Here is a 22,198-nt window from a genome sequence, read left to right on the forward strand (position 1 = left end):
CAGCGCGCCGCGGTGCTAGCCAGCGGCGGCGCCGGAACCCCGCAGCGAGGGACGTCTTCCGCCGTAGGAGTTGTTCATGCCGCCACTGTTTCCATCGGCTCAAAACTATCCGCCCGCGCCATCTGCCACATCCGCGAATAAAACGCCCCGTTGACCTCACCCGTCAGCAATTCCCCCGGCTTCAGAAACACGTGCAACTGAGAGAACAACTTGACCTCGGTGGCCGACATCCGCCGCACCAGGTGCTTGGGCTGCAATTGCGACGGGTGCTCGAGCCCGGCGGCGGCGAGCATTTCGGCCAGGGCCTTGAGGGTGTTGCGGTGGAAGTTGTAGACCCGCTGGGCCTTGTCCGGGACGACCAGGGCGCGCTGGCGCAAGGTGTCCTGGGTGGCGACACCGGTGGGGCATTTGTTGGTGTGGCAGCTTTGGGACTGGATGCAACCGATGGCGAACATGAAGCCGCGCGCGGCGTTGGCCCAGTCGGCGCCGATGGCCAGGACGCTGGCGATGTCGAAGGCGCTGACGATCTTGCCACTGGCGCCGAGCTTGATCTTGTCCCGCAGGTTCAGGCCCACCAGGGTGTTGTGCACGAACAGCAGGCCCTCGCGCAGCGGCACGCCGATGTGATCGGTGAACTCCACGGGCGCCGCGCCCGTGCCGCCTTCCTTGCCGTCCACTACGATGAAGTCGGGCAGGATCCCGGTTTCCAGCATGGCCTTGGCGATGCCCATGAATTCCCAGGGATGACCCAGGCAGAATTTGAAGCCCACCGGTTTGCCGCCGGACAGCTCACGCAACTGCTGGACGAATTGCATCAGTTCGATTGGCGTGGAAAACGCGCTGTGGCATGACGGCGAAATACAATCCTCGCCCATGAGGATGCCACGGGTCTCGGCGATTTCCCGGGTGACCTTGTGCTTGGGCAGGATCCCGCCGTGGCCGGGTTTGGCGCCCTGGCTCATCTTGATTTCGATCATCCGCACCTGCGGGTTCCGTGCCTGGGCGGCGAAACGCTCGGGGTCGAAGCGTCCGTCGCTGGTGCGACAGCCGAAATAGCCGCTGCCCAGTTCCCAGGTCAGGTCGCCACCGTGTTCGCGGTGGTAGGGGCTGATACTGCCTTCACCGGTGTCATGGGCGAAGTTGCCCAGCTTCGCGCCTTGGTTCAACGCCCGGATGGCGTTGGCGCTCAGAGAGCCGAAGCTCATGGCCGAGATGTTGAACACCGATGCTGAGTACGGCTGGGTGCACTGCGGGCCGCCGACGGTCACGCGAAAACCGCTGGGGTCGCTCAGCGGGGCCGGGCGCATGGAATGGCCGATGAATTCGAAGCCGGTCTGGTACACGTCGATCAAGGTGCCGAACGGTTTGTCGGCGCTTTCGTTCTTGGCCCGGGAGTACACCAGCGAGCGCTGGGCCCGGGAGAAGGGCAGGGCATCGCTGTCGGATTCGAGCAGGTACTGACGGATCTCCGGGCGGATGCCTTCGACCAGGTAGCGGATATTGCCCAGGATCGGGTAGTTGCGCCGTACGGCATGACGGCTTTGCAGCAGGTCGAACACCCCCAACAGGCTCAACAGCCCGGTCACCAGCGCAATGGGCCAGAGCCAGTCGTGTTGCAGGAATGGCAGGCTGGCCAGGGTGAAAATGACACAGCCAGCAAAGAAGGCGTAACGACTCAGCAGAGACAGGCTCATACGGTTTCCTTGGGGGGGGGGCGATTGGCGAGACATTAGCTTGGAATTCAGCTTGTGGCGAGGGAGCTTGCTCCCGCTGGGCTGCGAAGCGGCCCCAGCTGGATCACTGTGATGGGGCAGGCAGACCGCATCAGCCGGTTCTACGACGGCTGCGCCGCCGAGCGGGAGCAAGCTCCCTCGCCACAGGGGCTGTGTGTTGGCTGGAGTAACGAACGCCAGAAAAACCTGTGGGAGCGAGCTTGCTCGCGATGGCGGTCGCCCGCTCGACACCCGCATTGACTGACCTACCGCTATCGCGAGCAAGCTCGCTCCCACAATTGGATTGGCGGCGACGCTCGGCAGTTGTGGTGAGGGAGCTTGCCACAGGGGCTGTGTGTTGGCTGGAGTAACGAACGCCAGAAAAACCTGTGGGAGCGAGCTTGCTCGCGATGGCGGCCGCCCGCTCGACACCCGCATTGACTGACCTACCGCTATCGCGAGCAAGCTCGCTCCCACAATTGGATTGGCGGCGACGCTCGGCAGTTGTGGTGAGGGAGCTTGCCACAGGGGCTGTGTGTTGGCTGGAGTAACGAACGCCAGAAAAACCTGTGGGAGCGAGCTTGCTCGCGATGGCGGTCGCCCGCTCGACACCCGCATTGACTGACCTACCGCTATCGCGAGCAAGCTCGCTCCCACAATTGGATTGGCGGCGACGCTCGGCAGTTGTGGTGAGGGAGCTTGCCACAGGGGCTGTGTGTTGGCTGGAGTAACGAACGCCAGAAAAACCTGTGGGAGCGAGCCTGCTCGCGATGGCGGTCGCCCGCTCGACACCCGCATTGACTGACCTACCGCTATCGCGAGCAAGCTCGCTCCCACAATTGGATTGGTGGCGACGCTCGGCAGCTGCAGTGAGGGAGCTTGCCAGAGGGGCTGTGTGTTGGCTGGAACAACAGTTTATGAGAACCAGAAAACCTGTGGGAGCGAGCTTGCTCGCGATGGCGGCCGCCCGCTCGACACCCGCATTGACTGACCTACCGCTATCGCGAGCAAGCTCGCTCCCACAATTGGATTGGCAGTTGTGGTGAGGGAGCTCGCTCCCACCGTTTGAACTGCCGAGGTGGCTCAGCTCGCCTGTTTCATCTGCCGCAGCGGTAATTCCACGCGGAAGGTGGTGCCCACACCGACTTCGCTGCGTACGGTGATCTCGCCGTTGTGTTTTTTCACGATGCCGTAGGACAACGACAGCCCGAGCCCTGTGCCCTGGCCGATGGGTTTGGTGGTGAAGAACGGGTCGAAGATTTTCTGCAGGGTCTCGGGGGGAATACCCGAGCCGTTGTCCGCCACTTCGATCCAGACGGTTTCGTCACCGACCCCGTTGCGCAGGGTGATGGTGCCGCGTTCGGGGCCGATGGCCTGGGCGGCGTTGACGATCAGGTTCATGATCACCTGGTTGATCTGCGATGGCAGGCATTCCACCTCAGGCAAGGGTGTGTATTCCTTGACCACATCGGCCTTGTACTTGATTTCATTGGCGACGATGTTCAACGTCGAATCCATGCCCTGTTGCAAATTGGCCATCTGCCATTCCTGGCTGGAATCAACGCGGGAGAAGTCCTTCAGGTCCTTGACGATCTGCCCGACCCGGCCAATGCCATCCTTGGATTCCTTGATCAGCAGGGGGATGTCCTCGACCAGGAAATCCAGCTCCACCTGTTCGCGCAGCTTTCTCAAGTTCACCACCAGCTCCGGCGAGGCGATGGCCTCCTCGGCGCTGCCGTAGGCGGTGAGCATTTCCTGGAGTTTGCCGAAATAGCCGTCCAGCGCCCCCAGGTTGGAAGAAATGAAGCCGATCGGGTTGTTGATCTCGTGGGCCACCCCTGCCGCCAACTGGCCCAGCGAGGCGAGCTTTTCCGATTGCACCAACTGGGTTTCCAGCATCTTGCGTTCGTCGATCTCCATCTGCAGCAGCTCGCTGGCCTGTTTGAAGGCCTGGGTGCGTTGTTCTACCAGGTCTTCGAGCTTGTTCATTTTCAGTTGCGCGCGAGAGGTCATTTCCCATTTGGTGGTCAGGGTGTTGGCCATCTGCTGGACTTCGATGTTGTCGAACGGCTTCTTCAGGATCAGCAAGCGGTCGTGGCCGTTCAGACGGTCGAGCAATTCATCCCAGGAATAATCCGAATAGGCGGTGCAAACCACCACTTGCAACTGTGGATCGCGCTTCCAGAGTTCTTCGATGGTCTTGGCGCCGTCCCAGCCTTCGGGCATGCGCATGTCGACAAAGGCCAGGGCATAGGGACGCTCCTTGGCCATTGCCTCCAGCAATTTGTTCAGGCCTTCCTGCCCACCGTAGGCCGAGTCGAGTTCGAACACAGTGGCGGCAGCTTTCGGCGCTTCGCCAAACAGCGCGCTCTCCATGTCCTGCAAATCCGTGTTGCTGTCATCCTCCGGAGTGAGGATCTTGCGGAAATCTTCATGAATGGCGGGTGTATCGTCGATCAACAGGATGCGGCGGTTACTCAGGCTGTTCATGGTTCACCTTCTGCAAGTTTCAGGGGCACCTGCAATTGGAATGTCGCTCCTTTGCCTGGCCCCTCACTGTGGGCGGTGAGGTGGCCGTTCATTTCGATGGCCGCCAATGCGCAGCTGTGCAGGCCAAAGCCGTGGCCTTCCTTACGCGTGGTAAAACCATGGGCGAAGATGCGCGTCATGTTTTCCTCCGGGATGCCTTCGCCTTCGTCCTTGACGCTGATTTGCAGGGTTTGGCCATCGACAACGGCGGCCTTGAGGGTCATGTTCCGCGCATGGTTGGACACCCCGGCCATGGCGTACTTGGCATTGCTGATCAGGTTGATCAGAATCAGCAGCAAGCGATGCTTGTCGCCCATGATCCGCGGCACGTCGCCGTATTCCTTGATCACCGTAACATGATGGCGGGTCAGGGCGCCGGAGTTCATGCGCAAGGCGTCTTCGAGCAGTTCGCTGACCACCAAAGGTTCCAGCAGGCTGTTGGCGCCAGCATAGGATTGCTGGGTGGAGACGATGTCCTTGATGTGGTCCACGCTCTTGCTCAACTGGGCCAGTTCATCGGTCAGGCTCTGCTGCTCCGACGCGATGGCCTCGACCAGTTGGTTGAGGTAGCCGGGCAGCAGCTTGCCTTTGGCGTCCTCAGTGAGGAAGTGCCCGAGGTCATCGGCGTGTTCGTTGATCAATTGCATCGCCTTGCCCAGCCCCACGGCCTTGCTGCTGCGCAGTTTGCGGCTGACCAGGTCAGCGGAGATGTTCACGCTGTTGAGGACGTTGCCGACGTTGTGCAGCACGTTGGTGGCGATTTCCGCCATGCCGGCCTGGCGGGCGGTGTCCATCAACTCGCTCTGGGTGTCCTTGAGCTGGCGGGTACGCTCCTCGACTCGTAGTTCCAGTTCATCATTGGCGGTTTGCAGGGCGTTGTTGACCCGATTGATTTCGGCGAAGCTGCGTATCAACCGGATCGCCAGCCAGATCAGTATCAAGACCAGGAGCGTGGCGAACACCAGCAGGTAAACGTGGTTGCGCTGGTATTTGGCGGCGGCTTTTTCCTGGTCTTTCTCGAGCAGGTTGGTGATGGTGTCCAGGCGATTGGCCAAGGGGATCGCTTCGATGCCCAGCAATAATTCATTGACCTTTGGCTGTTCGCGCAGGATCACCCCGATGTGCCTGCGCAGGACTTCGATGGAGTTGAGCAACCCCTCAGGCAGGCGCTCCTTGTTGACATCCAACTGGTTCAAGCCCAGCAGGACCTCGGCTGCGATCTCCGGGGAACTGAGCTGGGCGAACTCCATGCTGCTGAGCAACAGGTCGTAAGTGTCGATGGCAACGTTCTGCAACTCCAGTTTGTAGGTGTCGGGCAGCCGGGCGAACTGGCCCTGGATGTCGTCCTCGCCGGTGGGCAGGAAGGCCAGGGAATTGCGCAACACCGCGTTATGGGATTTGAACTGTTCCACCAGACGGGTCTTTTCCTTGACCAGCTTGAGGTATTCGTCGCGTTGGGCCTCCCAGAGCGACGGCCCGTGGCGCCCCGGTTCCGATTCGATGGCGTCCAGACGCTGCCACAGGCGTGCCATTTCGTGCAGGGGAGAGACCAGCGGGTCGTAGTTGTGGGTCAGGGCGATCCGAGACTTGAGGACTTCGTTGTCCCAGATGGCGTCCTGTTGCTTGAGCAGGCGAATCAGGTCACGGGATTCAATGTACGAGGCGGCCTGCTGGGCCCCCGAATTGACGTACATGAACAGCAGGATCGAAGCCAGCAGCAGGCCGATGAAGGCAAGACCGAGGCGGCGCAGAGCGGTCATAGGGGCTTGCCCTCCGATTCACCCGTCAGGGTCTTGAGGAACTCGACGATCAGTGTCGTATCGTTCTTGAGGGGCTCACGACCCAGTTGGTATTTGAACATCACCTCCACCGCGTGCTCCAGAGTCGTCACCGACCCGTCATGGAAATACGGCGCGGTAACGGCCACGTTACGCAGGCTGGGTACCTTGAAGACCTGGCGGTCCGCTTCATCGCCGGTAATGTTGAAACGTCCTTCGTCGGCCCGGGTCGGGTTGCCCCGGTCGCCGATGTAGTCACCCATGACGCCGAATTTCTGGAACATGTTGCCGCCGATGTTCACGCCCTGGTGGCAAGCGATGCAGCCGTACTCCTTGAACCGCTGGTAACCGAACTTTTCCCGGGGCGTGAGGGCGTCGGTATTGCCCAGCAGGTACTGGTCGAAACGCGAATTGGGTGTTTGCAACGTGCGTTCGTAGTCGGCCAGGGCGCCCTGGATATTGGGCTTGGTCACGCCGTCGGAGTAGGCGTCCTTGAAGTCCTTGGCGTAGCCGGGGTCATCGGCGATACGCTTGACCACCGACTCCCAGGTGCTGCCCATTTCCACCGGGCTGGTCACGACCTGGTGGACCTGTTCTTCCAGCGTATCGACGCGGCCATCCCAGAACTGGTGGAAGTTCAGGCCGGCGTTGAACACGGTAGGTGTATTGACCTCCACCGGCTTGCCGTCGAAGCCCAGGGAAAACGGCTTGTCGTCGGCGCCGCCCTTGTCCAGGCGATGGCAACTGGCGCAGGACAGGGTGTTGTTGACCGACAGCCGTGGGTCATTGAACAGCCGCAGCCCCAACTGGACGCGCTTGGGGTCCAGGGCCGGCACCGGTGGCAGGGGCTTGAGGGGTTCGTCCAAAGGCGCGGCGTGAGCGGTTACGCTTGCTCCCACCAGCAGGCCGAGCGCCAGAATCAGTCCATGTAACGCCATGGGATCTTTTCCTTGAAACTTTGGTTGAGGACACTCAGGTGTTCACGAAAACGGGTTCTGGCGTTTTTCCCACTCGGTCATCCAATCGGCAAAGGCCTGCGGTTCGACGGCCTTGCTGAAGTAATAACCCTGGACTTCCTCGCAGTGGTGCTTCTTGAGAAATTCAAGCTGCTCAAGGGTTTCCACCCCCTCGGCGATGATGTGCAGGTTCAGGCTCTTGCCCAGGCTGATGATGGTGCTCACCAGCTTGGCGTCATTGCTGTCGATGCTCAGGTCACCGACGAACGACTGGTCGATCTTCAGCACATCCACCGGAAATTTCTGCAAGTAGCTCAGGCTCGAATAGCCGGTGCCGAAATCATCGATGGCCAGGCGTATCCCCTGTTGCTTGATGGCCTTGAGGATGGCGACCGTGGTATCGATGTTCTGCATCAGTACGCTTTCGGTGATCTCCAGTTCTAACTGTGTCGGGTCCAGGCCGGTTTCCTTGAGGGTGCGGGTGATGCCTTCGACGAAGCCGCGCTGGCGAAAATCGATGGCCGAGATGTTCACCGACAGGCATAGCGGCCGCATGCCCTGGGCTTGCCAGCGGCAGGCCTGCTGGCAGGCTTCCTGAAGCACCCATTGGCTCAGCGGAACGATCAAGCCGCTGTCCTCGGCCACCGGAATGAAATCCCCCGGGTAGACCAGGCCATGTTCCGGCCTGTTCCAGCGTACCAACGCCTCGACTCCGACCACCTTGCCGCTCCCGAGGTCGAGCTTGGGTTGGTAATGCAGCACGAATTCCTTGCGTTGCAGGGCCAGGCGCAGGCCCGATTCGATGGTCTGCTGCTGCCGTGCCCGGCGGTTCATGTCTTCGGTGAAGAAACGGTAGTCGTTGGGGCCGGTCTCCTTGACGTTGCGCATCGCCGTCTCGGCTTTCTTGATCAGCGCCACGGCGTCGAAACCGTCGGTCGGGTACACGCTGATGCCCAAACTCGCGGTGACGCTCAGGTCATGGCCGTCGATGGGTTGCGGGGAGCTGATGGCCGCCAGCAATTTCTCGGCTACGCCCTTGGTCTGCTGTGGGTCGACGATGTCCCCCAGCACCACCACGAATTCATCGGAACCGTAGCGAAACACCGAGTCGGATTCACGCACCACGGTGGCCAGCGCCCTGGCCACGCGCTTGAGCATTTCGTCGCCCACCGGATGGCCCAGCGCGTTGTTGATGCGCTTGAAGCGGTCCAGGCCGATGAACATCACCGCCAGTTGCCGGTCGTGCCGACGGCACTGGGCCATGGCCTGGGTCAGGCGATCGCCCAGCAACATGCTATTGGGCAGCTCGGTGAGTACGTCGTATTGCAGCAGGTGGGACACCTTGAGCAGTTCCTGGACGCGCTCTTCGATCGTGCGTTCCAGGCTGCGCATTTTCCGCGCCGCATCCTGGGCCAGTTGCCATTTCCAGGTCATGGCGCTGGCCATCTGGCGAATTTCCAGGGTGTCGAAGGGTTTCTTGAGGATCAGCAACTGATCGTCGAACTCGATCCGTTCGGCCATGGTTTCCCAGGAGTAGTCCGAGAAGGCCGTGCACAGGGCGATTTGTAGCCGCGGGTCGGCCTCCCATAACCGCTCGATGGTCTGCAGGCCATCCCAGCCCGGTGGCATGCGCATGTCGGCGAACACCAGCGCATAGGGCTGGCCTTCGGCCTGGGCGCGCTTGACCAGTTCCAGCGCCTCCTCGCCCTGGTAGGCCGAGTCGATCTGGAATTGCAGCCGGCTGACCTGCGGGGTGCCGAACAGCAGGCTTTCGGTGTCGTCCAGCGAGTCATCGCTGCCGGCGCTGGGGCTGAGGATCTTGCGAAAGTCCTGGTGGATCGCCGGCGTGTCGTCCACCACCAGGATCCGCCGGTTGGCAGGCACCGACATGGGGTTCATGGATTGCTCTCCGATAGCTGGCTCGCTGGTCGGGTCCAGTGGTCTGTCGCGGGAGTGATGGTGCCGGCCTTGAGCAGTTTGGCGGCCTGGCCGCTGTCGACCACGGTGCTGAAGTAATGCCCCTGGGCCTGCATCGCGCCGCCGCTGGACATCAGTGTGGTGCGTTGTTCCTGGGTCTCGACGCCCTCGGCAATGATCCCGATGCCCACGTCCCGGGCGAAGTTGATGATCGCCCGCAACGTCGTGGCGTTCTCGGGGTCGGCGTTGGCGCTGTCGAGAAAGCGCTGGGCGAGCTTGAGGTGATTGACCCGGTAGGTCTTGAGGTAATCGAACGAGGAATATTCGGTGCCGAAGTCATCGATGGCGATCTGCACGCCCAATTCGCAGAGGCGCGGCAGCACGTCGTTGTGGGTCCACTTGGTCTGGGCCAGGGTGGCTTCGGTGACGTCGAAACGCAGGTCCCAGGGTGCCAGCTCCCAGCGCGCGGTGGTGCGCAGCACGTCGTAGATCAGTTCCGGGCCGGTCTTGAGCTGGGTCAGGGACAGGTCGATGGCGATCACCGGCGGCGCCATGCCCTGGTCGCGCCATTGGCGCATCTGTTGGCAGGCCTGGTCCAGCACCCAGTGTCCCAGGCCAATGATGATCCCGGTCTTCTCGGCCGCTGGCATGAAGGCCGCGGGCTCCAGCCAGCCCCGTTGGGGGTGGTTCCAGCGCACCTGCACGCCCATGCCGAGGATCTTGCCGGTGCCGAGGTCGACTTCGGGCAGGTAGTGCAGTTGCAGTTCCTGGTTTTCGATGGCTTGGCGCAGATCGTTGGCCAGGGCGACCCGGTCGGTGACTTCCTGGTTAATTTCCTCGTTGTGGAAGTGATACTGGTTGCGTCCCTTTTCCTTGGAACGGTACAGGGCCATGTCGGATTGCGCCATCAGGCTGTCGGCACTCAGGCTCTGCGGGGTGTACAGGGCGATGCCGATGCTCACCGAGATCCGCACGTCGTTGCCGTCCAGGGAGTACGGCGCCACCAGCGCATCACGGATCTTGCCCGCCAGCGCGGCGCAGTGGGTCGCTTCATGGACGTCCAGTTGCAGCAGGGCGAATTCGTCGCCGCCCAGGCGCGCCACCACATCGTTTTCCCGGGTACAGGACTTGATGCGGGCGGCGACTTCCTGCAACAGCAGGTCGCCGATGGGATGGCCCAAGGTGTCGTTGATGCGTTTGAAGTGGTCCAGGTCCAGGTAGAACATGGCGAACGGCGCCGCTCCCCGACGAGCGGCGGCGAAAGCCTGGTGCAGGCGCTCGATCATGGTGGCGCGGTTGGCCAGCCCGGTCAGGCCGTCGGTGCGGGCGAGCAGGGCGATCTTCTCTTCGGCCAGCTTGCGCTCGGTGATGTCGAGGATGATGCCTTCCACTTCCAGCAACAGGCCCTGGTCGTTGCGCACTGGAATGTAGCGGTTCTCCACCCAGCGGAACGTGTCGTCGCCGGTGCGCATGCGGAACTCGATGGAGGCCCCGGCAGTGTCCCGGTCGAGGACACGGACCATGGCCTCCTGGACTTTGTCCTGGTCATCGGGGTGGATCAGGGTTTGCGCCCAGTCCGGCGCGTTGATCAGTTGCGCCGCGGAATGACCGAACTTGGTGATGTTATGGGAGATGTACATCAATGCGAACGGCGGCTCGCCCCGCAGGCGATAGAGAATGGTCGGGCTGTTCTGCACGATGATGTTGGCGTCGGCCAACTCGCGGGTGCGTTCCTCGACCGCCCGTTCGAGCATGTCCATTTTCAGCGCCGCGTCCTCGGTCATCTGCCATTTGACGGTCAAGGCGCTGGCCATCTGGCGGATCTCGATGGCGTCGAAGGGTTTTTTCAGGATGAGCAGGCGGTCGCCCAGTTCGAGGCGCTCGGAAATATCTTCCCAGGAATAATCCGAGTAAGCGGTGCACAGGGCCACTTGCAGCTTGGGGTCGGCGCGCCACAGCCGTTCGATGGTTTCCAGGCCGTCCCAGCCCGGTGGCATGCGCATGTCGATGAACGCCATGGCGAAGGGCTGCCCTTGGGCCAGCGCCTTCTCGACCTTGTTCAAGGCTTCCATGCCCTGGAACGCCGAATCGAGCACGAAACTCATGGCGGCGACCGCTACCGGCGCGCCAAACAGAGCCTCTTCGGCACTGCTCAGGTTGTCTTCGGCGTTCATCTGGGGGCTGAGGATCTTGCGAAAATCCTCATGGATGGTCGGGGTGTCGTCGACGATCAGGATCCGCCGATTGGTTTTATCCAAAGGCAGGCTCATGGCCGTGCACCACTTTGATGCTGACTATAGAACCCTGGAAACATCTGATATCCCTTTCACTGGCATGAGTATTCGGCCTGTACATGGCCCTTCATGGGGTAGAGCATAGTCGCCTCATCGCGATGCGCTCGGCCACTGATGGCAAATGTGTCTAAATTTTCGCAATCTACTAGGCTGTAATGCGGGGCCAGGTAGAACGGTTGTCGTGAACAGGAGGGGGTTTCAAATGGAAGATCAATCGCCGGACGTTCCGGTAAAGAAGCCGGTGGTGCTGCTGGTCGATGACGAAGAGTCGATTCTCAATAGCCTGCGTCGGCTATTGCGCAGCCAGCCGTACGAGATCCTGCTGGCCGACAGTGGCGCCAAGGCCCTGGAGATTCTCAAGGAGCGGCCGGTCGACCTGGTGATGACCGACGCGCGCATGCCGAACATGGATGGCGCCACGCTGTTGGCCGAGATCCGCAAGCTGTACCCCTCGACGTTGCGCATCCTGCTCACCGGTTATGCCGATGTGGACATGATGACCAAGGCCATCAACGAGGGGCAGCTCTATCGCTACCTCAGCAAACCCTGGAACGATGACGAACTGGTGCAGGCCTTGCGCCAGGCCCTGGCCCACCAGCATTCCGAAAGCGAGCGCCAGCGTCTCGAAGCGCTGAACCGCGAGCAGAACCAGCAACTCAAGACCCTGAACGCCACCCTGGAAAAACGCGTGGTGTCGCGCACCTCCGAGCTGCAGCAGACCGCCGACATGCTCGACCTGGCCTACGACGAGCTCAAGCGCAGTTATGTGACCAGTACCGAGGTGTTTTCGCTGATCGCCAACCTGCGCCTGCCCAAGCCCAAGCAGACCAACCGGCAGATCATCGAGTTGATCAGGGTCTACAGCCGACTGCATTTTCTCGATGAGTCCACCGACCGTGACCTGACCATGGCCGCGGCGCTCTACAACATCGGCAAGCTGAGCTGGACCGACAATATGATGGTCACGCCCGCCGATCTGCTGCACCACAATGAACTCGATCTCTATCGGTCCTATCCGAAGCAGAGCGAATCGCTGCTGATGACCCTGGACCCGATGAAGGACGCGGCACGGATCATCCGCCATCACCAGGAGCGCTGGGACGGCAGCGGTTTCCCCGAGCATCTCAAGGGCGAAGCCATTCCCTTCGGCTCGCGGCTGTTGAAACTGGCGGTGGATTTCATCGAGCTGCAGCGCGGGTTGATCCTCGAACGACAGATGAACAGCGACGAAGCGCTGGTCTACATCCGCAAATACGCCGGCAAGCTGTACGACCCGGACATGGTCGAGGATTTCATCAAGGCCTGCGGCGAGTACCTGGACGACGTGACCCTGTCCGACCCGACGGTCAAGGTCATGAACACCCGCGAACTGGTGGCCGGTATGATCCTGGCGCGCAACCTCAACGCCGACAACGGCATGCTGCTGCTCAACGCCGGCAAGGTCCTGAGCGGCCCGCTGGTGGAAAAGCTCATCGCCTTCGAGTCGATGGAAGGGGCCCGGTACAGCGTGTTCGTCAAGATCCCCGAAGAACTGGCCGACCCTTCGGCGCCGAAGCCGATTTTGGGGTGATGCGGATCTGAAGATGCCTGTGGGAGCGAGCTTGCTCGCGATAGCGGAGTGTCAGTGACTGCAATGTTGACTGACCGGATGCTATCGCGAGCAAGCTCGCTCCCACAGGGGGAATGTGTTGAATTTCAGTCCAGCGCCAGGCTTTGCTCCCTGCCACTGTGGTCTGTAATCTCCCTGGCATTTTTCTGCCCAAGGCTTTGACTCATCATGACCACCTCCCTCATCCGCATCGCCGCCGCCCTGCTGCTCGGGCCGGACGGGCGAACCCTGCTGGTGCGCAAGCGCGGCACCCGGGCCTTCATGCAGCCGGGGGGCAAGATCGAGGCCGATGAACAACCGGTGCAGGCGCTGGTCCGGGAGCTGGAAGAAGAGCTTGGGTTGCGGATCGACCCGGCCCAGGCCTGCCACCTGGGTGTGTTCAGCGCGCCGGCGGCCAACGAACCGGGGTTTATCGTGCAGGCCGAGGTGTTTTTGCTGAACATCGACGCCCCGGTTTCGCCGGCGGCCGAAATCGAAGAGGTGTGCTGGATCGACCCGGCCGGCGACAGCGATCTTGTGCTCGCACCGTTGACAGGCGAGGTGATCCTGCCGTTTTATCGAGCGACACACCTCGCTACTTGCTGATTCATGCCTCAAGGACTGACGCCCATGATTCCATTGCCGGACCTGTTGATTTTCGCCGCCGCCGCGTTACTGATGGTACTGACGCCCGGCCCGAACATGATCTACCTGATCTCCCGTTCGATCTGCCAGGGCCGCAAGGCCGGCGTCACGTCGCTGTTGGGCGTGGTGGCGGGGTTCTTCGTGCACATGTTCGCCGCCGCCGCGGGGCTGACGGCGGTGTTCCTGGCGGTGCCCATGGCCTATGAAGTGTTGAAGTGGGCCGGCGCGCTGTACCTGTTGTGGCTGGCCTGGCAGGCAGTGAAACCGGGCGCGCGTTCGCCCTTCGAGGCCCAGCAGTTGCCGGCGGACTCGACACGCAAGCTGATCACCATGGGCTTTCTCACCAGTGCGCTGAACCCCAAGATCGCGGTGTTCTATCTGTCGGTGTTCCCGCAGTTCATCAGCCCGGAACATGGTTCGCTGTTCACCCAGAGCATCATCCTCGGGCTGACCCAGATCAGCGTCAGCTTCAGCGTCAACCTGCTGATCGCCCTGTTCGCCGCCGGCATTGCCTCGTGGTTTGTCCACAACCCGAGCTGGCTGGCAGTGCAGCGCTACTTCATGGGGTTTGTCCTCGGTGCCCTGGCGCTGCGCCTGATGCTTGAGCAACGGCGTTCGGCGTGAACATTCGACGCCTGCGGGCCGGCGATGCCCTGATGTATCGCGAACTGATGCTCCAGGCGTACGCCTTGCACCCCCAGGCCTTCACCTCCAGCGCCGGCGAGCGGGCGAAGTTGCCCATCAACTGGTGGGAGTCACGCCTGGGCAGCCGGCTCGATGTGCTGTTGGGGGCGTTTGTCGAGCAAGAACTGGTCGGCATCGTCGGCCTGGCCCTGGAACCCCGGGAAAAAGCCCGGCACAAGGCGCTGCTGTTCGGCATGTACGTCGCCGATGCACATCGTCATCGGGGCCTTGGCTACCAACTGGTACAGGCGGCCCTCGACGAAGCCCGGCGCCACACCTTCCTGCGCCTGGTGCAACTGACCGTCACCGCGGGCAACGACCCGGCGCTCAAGCTCTACCAGCGCTGCGGCTTCGTCCTGTATGGCCTTGAACCGATGGCGATCCGCGTGGAGGATGAGTTCCTCGACAAAATCCACATGTGGCTAGAACTCTAAAACCTGGCATGACGATGGAGCTTTTGTGGCGAGGGAGCTTGCTCCCGCTGGGCTGCGTAGCGGCCCCTTTTCAGGTGGGCGCTGCGCACCCAAGCGGGAGCAAGCTCCCTCGCCACAAAAGACTGGCCTTCACCGAACGGCACTGACACCGTCGAGTGTGGAAAACGACGTGTCCTTGGCCGTCAGCAAAAAATCGCGCATGTACGGCGCGTCGAGCATGTCGGTGCGCACCGCCGCGTACAGCGTGGCGAACAAACCTTTCTCCCCCAGCCGCTTGGCCTTCACGTAGCCCCGCGAGCTGTATTCATGCAGCGCCCAGTGCGGCATGCCGCAGACGCCACGGCCGCTGGCCACCAGTTGCATCATCATCACCGTCAGCTCGGACGTGCGCACCTGGGCCGGTTCGATGTCGGCCGGTTCCAGGAAGCGGGTGAAGATGTCCAGCCGGTCTCGCTCCACCGGGTAGGTGATCAGGGTTTCGCTGATCAGGTCCTCGGGCACGATGTAGGGCTTGCCCGCCAACCGATGTTGGTTGGCGACGGCGAGCATCGCTTCGTAGGTGAACAGCGGCACGTACGTGATGCCGGCCAGTTCCAGCGGGTCGGAGGTCACCACCAAATCGAGATCGCCCCGGGCCAGGGCCGGCAAGGGGGCGAAGGCGAAACCCGAGGCCAGGTCCAGCTCTACTTCCGGCCAGGCATCGCGGAACTGGTCGATGGTCGGCATCAGCCACTGGAAGCAGCTGTGGCACTCGATGGCCATGTGCAGGCGCCCGGCGGTGCCGCCCGCCAAGCGGGCGATGTCCCGTTCAGCACTGCGCAGTAGCGGCAGGGCGGCATCGGCCAGTTGCAACAGGCGCAGGCCGGCGCTGGTGAAACGTACGGGCTTGGTCTTGCGCACGAACAACTGCATGCCCAGGCGCTCTTCCAGTTCCTTGAACTGGTGGGAGAGGGCGGACTGGGTCAGGTGCAGGCGTTCGGCGGCTTCGACCAGGCTGTCGGCTTCACGCAGGGCGTGCAGAGTCTTGAGGTGACGGAGTTCAAGCACCGGAGTGGCTCCATGAGTAAAACTTGTGATCAACACGAAAAGGTTGAGTTTGTCTCATGTGGGCCAAGCTGTCGACAATGGCGCCATCTTTTACAGGAGGACTCACACCATGGCACTGGCCCACACCCTCGGTTTTCCCCGCATCGGCGCCGACCGCGAACTGAAGAAAGCCCTCGAAGCCTACTGGAAGGGCGACCTGGCCCCGGCTGCGTTGCAAGCCGTGGGGCGTGAACTGCGGGCCCGGCACTGGCAACTGCAGAAAGACGCCGGCATCGACCTGCTGCCCGTCGGCGACTTTGCCTGGTACGACCAGGTGCTCAGCCACACCTTGACCCTGGGCGCGGTCCCGCAACGTTTCCACGGCACCTTGAATGCCCAGGGCCGGCCGACCCTCGACACCCTGTTCGCCATGGCCCGTGGCGCCACGGCCAGTTGCTGCGGTGCCGAGCACGGCCAGGCGCAATACGCCCAGGAACTGACCAAGTGGTTCGACACCAACTACCACTACCTGGTCCCGGAGTTTTCCGCCGACCAGACCTTCGCCCTGAGCTGGGAGCAGTTGTTCGACGAAGTGGACGAGGCCCATGCCTTGGGCCACCAGGTCAAACCGGTGATCATCGGCCCGTTGACCTACTTGTGGCTGGGCAAGGCCAAGGGCGAGGCGTTCGACAAGCTCGGCCTGCTGGAGCGCCTGCTGCCGGTCTACGGTGAAATCCTCAACCGCCTCAAGGCCCAGGGCGTGGAATGGGTGCAGATCGACGAGCCGATCCTCACCCTGGACCTGCCCCTGGCCTGGAGGAGCGCCTTCGAGCGGGCTTACCACATCCTCCAGTACTCGCCGTTGAAAAAGCTCGTGGCCACCTATTTCAGTGGCCTGCAAGACAACCTCGGCCTGGCGGTGAGCCTGCCGGTGGACGGCTTGCACATCGACGCGGTACGTGACCCGGAACAACTGGGCCAGGTGCTGGACCGCCTGCCGACCTACAAGATTCTCTCGGTGGGCCTGGTCAACGGTCGCAATGTCTGGCGCTGCGAACTTGAACAGGCGCTGGCGCAATTGCAACCGGCCCAGGAGCGCTTTGGCGACAACCTTTGGGTCAGCACCTCGTGCTCGTTGTTGCACAGCCCGGTGGACCTGGAACGTGAAGACCAGCTCGATCCCGAACTCAAGAGCTGGCTGGCCTTTGCCGTGCAGAAGTGCGGTGAAGTCGCGGTGCTGCGCGATGCGCTGAACGATCCACAGGCCCCCGCCGTGCAGCAGGCGTTGAGCGACAGCCGCGAGGTGCAGGCCCGTCGCGCCGGTTCGGCGCGCATTCACAAAGCCGAGGTCCAGGCGCGTCTGGCGGCGATCGGGCCACAGGATAGCCAGCGGCATTCACCGTTTGCCCGGCGCATCGAACGCCAGCGCGCACGTTTGGCGTTGCCGGCCTTTCCTACCACCACCATCGGCTCCTTCCCGCAGACCCCGGCCATACGCCTGGCCCGTCAGGCCTACAAGCAGGGCAAGTTGTCGGCCAACGACTATCAGGACGCCATGCACACCGAGATCCGCCATGCCGTACAGATCCAGGAGCGCCTGGGCCTGGACGTGTTGGTGCACGGTGAAGCCGAGCGCAACGACATGGTGGAGTACTTTGCCGAGCAACTGGACGGCTACGCCTTCACCCGTTTCGGCTGGGTACAGAGTTACGGTTCGCGTTGCGTGAAGCCGGCGATCATCTACGGCGACATCAGCCGCCCGAAAGCCATGACCGTCGACTGGATCCGTTACGCGCAAAGCCTGACTGACAAGGTCATGAAAGGCATGCTCACCGGCCCTGTGACCATGCTGATGTGGTCGTTCCCCCGCGAAGACGTGTCGCGCCAGGTCCAGGCCCGACAACTGGCCCTGGCCCTGCGCGACGAGGTGCTGGACCTGGAAAAGGCCGGGATCAAAATCGTGCAGATTGACGAGGCGGCTTTCCGCGAAGGGCTGCCACTGCGTCGCGGGCAATGGCAGCACTACCTGGACTGGGCCGTGGAGGCTTTCCGCTTGTGCGCATCGGGCGTGGGTGATGACACCCAGATCCATACCCACATGTGCTACAGCGAGTTCAATGACGTGATCAAGGCCATCGCCGACATGGACGCCGATGTCATCACCATCGAGACCTCCCGTTCGGACATGGAGTTGCTGGAAGCGTTCGAGGCGTTCGATTACCCGAACGACATCGGCCCGGGCGTCTACGACATCCACTCGCCACGGGTGCCGGACACGGCCGAGATGGTTGCGCTGATGAGCAAGGCGGTGAAACGCATCGCCGCCGAGCGGCTGTGGATCAACCCCGACTGCGGGCTGAAGACCCGGGGCTGGCCAGAAACGGAAGCGGCACTGGTGAACATGGTGGCGGCGGCGCGGCAGTTGCGTAGCGAGTTGGCCTGAGGCCCGGATGTTGTGGGCGAGCCCCCTGGCTCTGGCAAGGGGAGCTTTTTTGTGGCGAGGGAGCTTGCTCCCGCTGGGCTGCTAGCAGCCCCAAAGGTCATGCCTTGATCATATTTTGAGGTCGAAGCCTTTTGGGACCGCTTCGCGGTCCAGCGGGAGCAAGCTCCCTCGCCACAGGGTGCCCACATGACTTCAGGTCACCACTCGGCAATCTTCATCAAACTGTCACGCAACTGTGGCAGCGCGCTTGAACAAACTTCATCAGACTCGCGCTCTACTGGGGTTCTGCGTTTCGGTGTTTCTTCATGCGTGTACTTATTTTCCTGGCCGCGTTGTTTTTCGGCCTGCCGTCGATGGCGGCATCTCGTTGTGATGTCAATGTTGCGACCCAACGGGTCGATCTGGATCAGGTCAGCCTGGCCTACCAGAGCATTGGCCGTGCCTCGGATCCTGCATTGCTATTGGTGATGGGCCTGGGTGGGCAGTTGATCCATTGGCCGGACGAAGTGGTGGTCGCCCTGTGCGAGCAGGGGTTCCGGGTGATTCGCTACGATAACCGCGATGTCGGCCTGAGCACCTGGCGCCAGGCGCCCGGCAGCGCCAACCTGACCTTTGAAGCCTTGCGCTACAAACTCGGCTTGCCCGTGGCCGCGCCGTATACCCTCACCGACATGGCCGCCGACGGGCTCGGGCTGATGGACGCGTTGCATGTGCAAAGCTTCCACGTACTGGGCGCGAGCATGGGCGGGATGATCGCCCAGCACATGGCGGCCATGGCGCCTGAGCGGGTTGAAAGCCTGACCCTGATCATGACCAGTTCCAGTGCCGCAGGCTTGCCCGCGCCCAGCGAAAGACTGGTGCAACTGTTGTCCCGGCGCGGTGCTCCGAATCGCGAAATGGCCCTCGAACAGCAGGCCGACCTGCTGGCCGCGTTGGGCAGCCCGATGGTGGTGGATGATCGTCAGGCCTTGTTGCATCAGGCGGCACTGGCCTATGACCGGGCCTTCAACCCCGAAGGCGTGAAGCGCCAGATCATGGCGATCATGGCCGAGCCGAGCCGGGTAGCCCTGCTCAATCAACTGCGGGTGCCGACCCTGGTCGTCCACGGCACCGCCGACCCGTTGCTGCCGGTGATGCACGGCGTGCACCTGGCGGCGCACATCCAAGGCAGCCAACTGAAACTGATCCCGGGCCTGGCCCATCGCTTCCAGGACGCGTTCAAGGCGCCGTTGCTGGGGGCGGTGTTGCCGTACCTGCAGCAGCACCGCGAAGACACGTCCCATTGGGCGCAGATCGAACCGGTGCAGGCGCCGAATCTGCTCTGATAACCCTGATGGCTTGAGACCTGCCTGGCTTTTGTGGCGAGGGAGCTTGCTCCCGCTGGGTTGCGAAGCAACCCCATAATCTATCCAGCCACCTTGATGCCTCGGGCTGAACCCTAGGGGGCTGCTGCGCAGCCCAGCGGGAGCAAGCTCCCTCGCCACAGTTTCATTCACCCTCGAAGGGGCAGTCGCTACCGCACCTGCGCCTGCGCCACCAACCAGTCCATCAACTCCAGCAACGGCGCCGAGGCCTGGGGCTTGCGCGGGTGTACCAAGTGATAACCCAGCCCGGTCTTGACCTTCAGCTCGAACGGCATCACCAGCCTGCCGGCGTTCAGGTCATCGTCGATCAACGACCAGTCGCCAATCGCCACGCCGGTGCCCTGGGAGGCCATGGACATCGCCAGGTCCAGGGTTTCGAAATGCTGACCCTTGCTGACGTTGCTCAAGTGCACGTCGGCCGCATTGAGCCAGGCATTCCAGTCGCGTTCGTCACGGGTGGGGTGCAGCAGCAAGTGTTGTTGCAGGTCGGCCGGCGAGCGCAGCGGCGTTGGACCTTGCAGGAGCGGTGGGGAACAGACCGGCGTCAGTTGTTCATCGAACAGGTGCAGGCAGGCCAATGAGGCGTCGGGTGGCGGGCCATAGACCACTGCGGCGTCGAAGGCTTCGCGCTGGAAATCCACGCCATGCCTGGCGGTGGCGGTCAGTTCCACCGGCACGTCCGGCCGTTCCTTCTGCCATTGCAGCAGGCGCGGCAGCAACCAGCGCATCACACAGGTCGGGGCCTTGAGTTGCAGGGTCTGGTGCTTTTCGCCGACCTGTTCCATCGCCTCGCCGATCAGGCTGAACACCTGCTGCACCCGAGGCAGCCATGCCTGGCCCTCGGCGGTCAGGCTCAGTCCCCGTGCCTGGCGCTGGAACAGCGCATAGCCCAAATGGTCTTCCAACCCGGCTATCTGTCGGCTGACCGCGCCTTGGGTGATGTGCAACTGTTCGGCGGCGCGGGTGAAGTTGCAGCACTGGGCCGTGATCAGAAACGTGTGCAACGCCGGCAACGGGGGAAGTCGTTTCATTTCGGATCCAGCCATGACGTGAGGACATGGCTAGTATGACTTTTTATCCATTGTTGCCGCTATGGCCTGACCGTTCCAATAACGCCATTCCCAAACACAAAAAGACCCTGCGGCGTGTTGCGCGGGGTTGCGTCCAAGACAAGCAAAAGGGCAGTGGCAATGGCAACGTGCGGCGAAGTATTGGTCAAGTTACTCGAAGGCTACGGCGTCGAACAGGTGTTCGGCATCCCCGGCGTGCACACCGTCGAGTTGTACCGCGGGCTGGCCCGTTCCAGCATCCGCCATGTGACCCCCCGTCATGAACAGGGCGCGGGGTTCATGGCCGACGGCTACGCCCGCGTCACGGGCAAGCCCGGCGTGTGTTTCATCATCACCGGCCCCGGGATGACCAACATCACCACCGCCATGGGCCAGGCCTACGCCGATTCGATCCCGATGTTGGTGATTTCCAGCGTACAGGCCCGCCATCAATTGGGCGGCGGGCGCGGTAAACTGCATGAGCTGCCGAACCAGAGTGCGCTGGTGGGTGGGGTCGCGGCGTTTTCCCACACGCTGATGTCCGCCGCCGAATTGCCCGGTGTGCTGGCCCGGGCGTTCGCGGTGTTCCAGGCCGGGCGCCCGCGACCGGTGCACATTGAAATCCCGCTGGACGTTTTGGTCGAAGACGCCGATGCCTTGCTCGCCAGCGTGCCGGTGAACATCAGCCGCGCCGGTGCCGCACCGGGTGCGGTAAAACAAATGGCCGACCTGCTGGCGACGGCTCGGCGGCCTCTGATCCTGGTCGGTGGCGGGGCCATCGACGCGAGGGCCGAATTGACCGAACTGGCCGAACGTCTCGGCGCGCCAGTGGCGTTGACCATCAATGCCAAAGGCCTGCTGCCTGCGCGCCATCCGTTGCTGATCGGCTCCACCCAGAGCCTGGTGGCCACCCGTGCGTTGGTGGCCGAGGCGGATGTGGTGCTGGCCATCGGCACCGAACTGGCCGAAACCGATTACGACATTACCTTTGCCGGCGGCTTCGAGATTCCCGGTGCGCTGCTGCGCATCGACATCGACCCGGACCAGACCGTGCGCAACTACCCGCCGCACCTGGCGCTGGTGGCCGACGCCGGTGTCGCCGCCCGGGCCTTGCTCGACGAATTGGACCAGCGCCCCTTGGCCGAACGCCAAGCCGATTGGGGGCCGGCCCGTGCCGCCCGGTTGCGCGCCGAGCTTCAAGGCAGTTGGGACGCCGCGATCCGCGCCCAGACCTTGTTTCTCGACACGGTCTTGCAGACGCTACCGGAGGCGGTGTTCGTCGGTGACTCCACGCAACCGGTGTACACCGGCAACCTGACCTTCAACCCGGAGCAGCCGCGCCGCTGGTTCAATTCCTCCACCGGCTACGGCACCCTTGGCTACGCGTTGCCGGCGGCCATTGGCGCCTGGCTCGGCGGCAAGGACCTGGGCCACGGCCGCCCCGCGGTGGTGTGCCTGATCGGTGACGGCGGGTTGCAGTTCACCCTGCCGGAACTGGCCAGCGCCGTGGAAGCGCGCACACCGGTGATCGTGCTGCTGTGGAATAACCAGGGCTACGAAGAGATCAAGAAATACATGCTCAATCGCGCCATCGAACCGGTGGGGGTGGACATCTACACCCCGGATTTCATCGGGGTCGCCAAGGCCTTGGGCTGCTTTGCCCAAGCCATCGACGATGTGCCGTCGCTGCGTGCCGCGTTGCTGGCGGCCCGTGAGCGGCAGGGGCCGACATTGATTGAAATTGACCAGGGGGTTTGGGCATCGAAGTGTTGAGGTGTT

General features: G+C 62.6%; 15 protein-coding genes. 7 read left to right on the forward strand and 8 right to left on the reverse strand.

The genetic code is table 11. The features are described 5' to 3' along the window. Positions 1–74 precede the first annotated feature (74 nt). The 6 genes from J4E63_RS03235 to J4E63_RS03260 form a co-directional block, all read right to left on the reverse strand. Entirely contained in the window at positions 75–1,694 is a 1,620-nt protein-coding gene (locus J4E63_RS03235; protein ID WP_207281108.1) for an FMN-binding glutamate synthase family protein, read from the reverse strand. Positions 1,695–2,795: 1,101 nt separating this feature from the next. Further along, positions 2,796–4,202, reverse strand: coding sequence for an ATP-binding protein (locus tag J4E63_RS03240; RefSeq protein WP_207281110.1), 1,407 nt, complete (start codon positions 4,200–4,202; stop codon positions 2,796–2,798). Next, complete coding sequence (locus tag J4E63_RS03245; protein ID WP_207281114.1) at positions 4,199–6,001, reverse strand: DAHL domain-containing protein; 1,803 nt, start codon at positions 5,999–6,001, stop codon at positions 4,199–4,201. Before J4E63_RS03245 ends, J4E63_RS03240 begins: the two co-directional genes overlap by 4 nt. Continuing rightward, positions 5,998–6,957, reverse strand: a complete 960-nt coding sequence (locus J4E63_RS03250; RefSeq protein ID WP_207281115.1) for a cytochrome-c peroxidase — start codon at positions 6,955–6,957, stop codon at positions 5,998–6,000. The genes J4E63_RS03245 and J4E63_RS03250 overlap by 4 nt, the downstream gene beginning before the upstream one ends. A gap of 42 nt (positions 6,958–6,999) precedes the next feature. Then, a complete protein-coding gene (locus tag J4E63_RS03255; protein WP_207281117.1) occupies positions 7,000–8,874 on the reverse strand; it encodes a bifunctional diguanylate cyclase/phosphodiesterase in 1,875 nt (624 codons plus the stop codon). Next, entirely contained in the window at positions 8,871–11,162 is a 2,292-nt protein-coding gene (locus J4E63_RS03260) for an EAL domain-containing protein (protein ID WP_207281119.1), read from the reverse strand. The genes J4E63_RS03255 and J4E63_RS03260 overlap by 4 nt, the downstream gene beginning before the upstream one ends. A gap of 226 nt (positions 11,163–11,388) precedes the next feature. On the opposite strand from J4E63_RS03260, the gene J4E63_RS03265 reads away from it, so the two are divergent. From J4E63_RS03265 to J4E63_RS03280, 4 genes are all read left to right on the forward strand, one after another. Then, positions 11,389–12,756, forward strand: a complete 1,368-nt coding sequence (locus tag J4E63_RS03265) for an HD domain-containing phosphohydrolase (protein WP_207281121.1) — start codon at positions 11,389–11,391, stop codon at positions 12,754–12,756. A gap of 207 nt (positions 12,757–12,963) precedes the next feature. After that, a complete protein-coding gene (locus J4E63_RS03270; RefSeq protein WP_207281123.1) occupies positions 12,964–13,380 on the forward strand; it encodes an NUDIX domain-containing protein in 417 nt (138 codons plus the stop codon). A 24-nt stretch (positions 13,381–13,404) separates the two neighbouring features. Next, positions 13,405–14,043 carry a LysE family translocator gene (locus J4E63_RS03275; protein ID WP_053124734.1) on the forward strand — a complete coding sequence of 213 codons (639 nt, stop codon included), beginning with the start codon at positions 13,405–13,407 and terminating at the stop codon, positions 14,041–14,043. Next, positions 14,040–14,537, forward strand: coding sequence for a GNAT family N-acetyltransferase (locus tag J4E63_RS03280; protein ID WP_207281124.1), 498 nt, complete (start codon positions 14,040–14,042; stop codon positions 14,535–14,537). Before J4E63_RS03275 ends, J4E63_RS03280 begins: the two co-directional genes overlap by 4 nt. Before the next feature lie 129 nt (positions 14,538–14,666). On the opposite strand, the gene metR is transcribed toward J4E63_RS03280, so the two are convergent. After that, on the reverse strand, positions 14,667–15,584 hold the full coding sequence (gene metR, locus J4E63_RS03285) for a transcriptional regulator MetR (RefSeq protein WP_060740854.1): 918 nt from the start codon (positions 15,582–15,584) through the stop codon (positions 14,667–14,669). A gap of 109 nt (positions 15,585–15,693) precedes the next feature. Between metR and metE the strand changes: the two genes are divergently transcribed. Together metE and J4E63_RS03295 are read left to right on the forward strand one after the other, a co-directional pair. Next, positions 15,694–18,006, forward strand: a complete 2,313-nt coding sequence (gene metE, locus J4E63_RS03290) for a 5-methyltetrahydropteroyltriglutamate--homocysteine S-methyltransferase (protein ID WP_207281125.1) — start codon at positions 15,694–15,696, stop codon at positions 18,004–18,006. A gap of 305 nt (positions 18,007–18,311) precedes the next feature. Beyond that, a complete protein-coding gene (locus tag J4E63_RS03295; protein ID WP_207281126.1) occupies positions 18,312–19,331 on the forward strand; it encodes an alpha/beta fold hydrolase in 1,020 nt (339 codons plus the stop codon). A gap of 188 nt (positions 19,332–19,519) precedes the next feature. Here J4E63_RS03295 and J4E63_RS03300 read toward each other — a convergent pair whose 3' ends face one another. Beyond that, positions 19,520–20,401: a LysR substrate-binding domain-containing protein gene (locus tag J4E63_RS03300; RefSeq protein WP_207281127.1), complete on the reverse strand. Its 882-nt coding sequence runs from the start codon at positions 20,399–20,401 to the stop codon at positions 19,520–19,522. A gap of 159 nt (positions 20,402–20,560) precedes the next feature. Between J4E63_RS03300 and J4E63_RS03305 the strand changes: the two genes are divergently transcribed. Continuing rightward, positions 20,561–22,192, forward strand: coding sequence for a 5-guanidino-2-oxopentanoate decarboxylase (locus J4E63_RS03305; RefSeq protein ID WP_207281128.1), 1,632 nt, complete (start codon positions 20,561–20,563; stop codon positions 22,190–22,192). The last annotated feature ends 6 nt before the right edge of the window (positions 22,193–22,198 follow it).

Origin of the sequence: Pseudomonas sp. FW300-N2F2 (assembly GCF_017351655.1) — a bacterium.
In the GTDB taxonomy this organism is placed as follows: domain Bacteria; phylum Pseudomonadota; class Gammaproteobacteria; order Pseudomonadales; family Pseudomonadaceae; genus Aquipseudomonas; species Aquipseudomonas fluorescens_AA.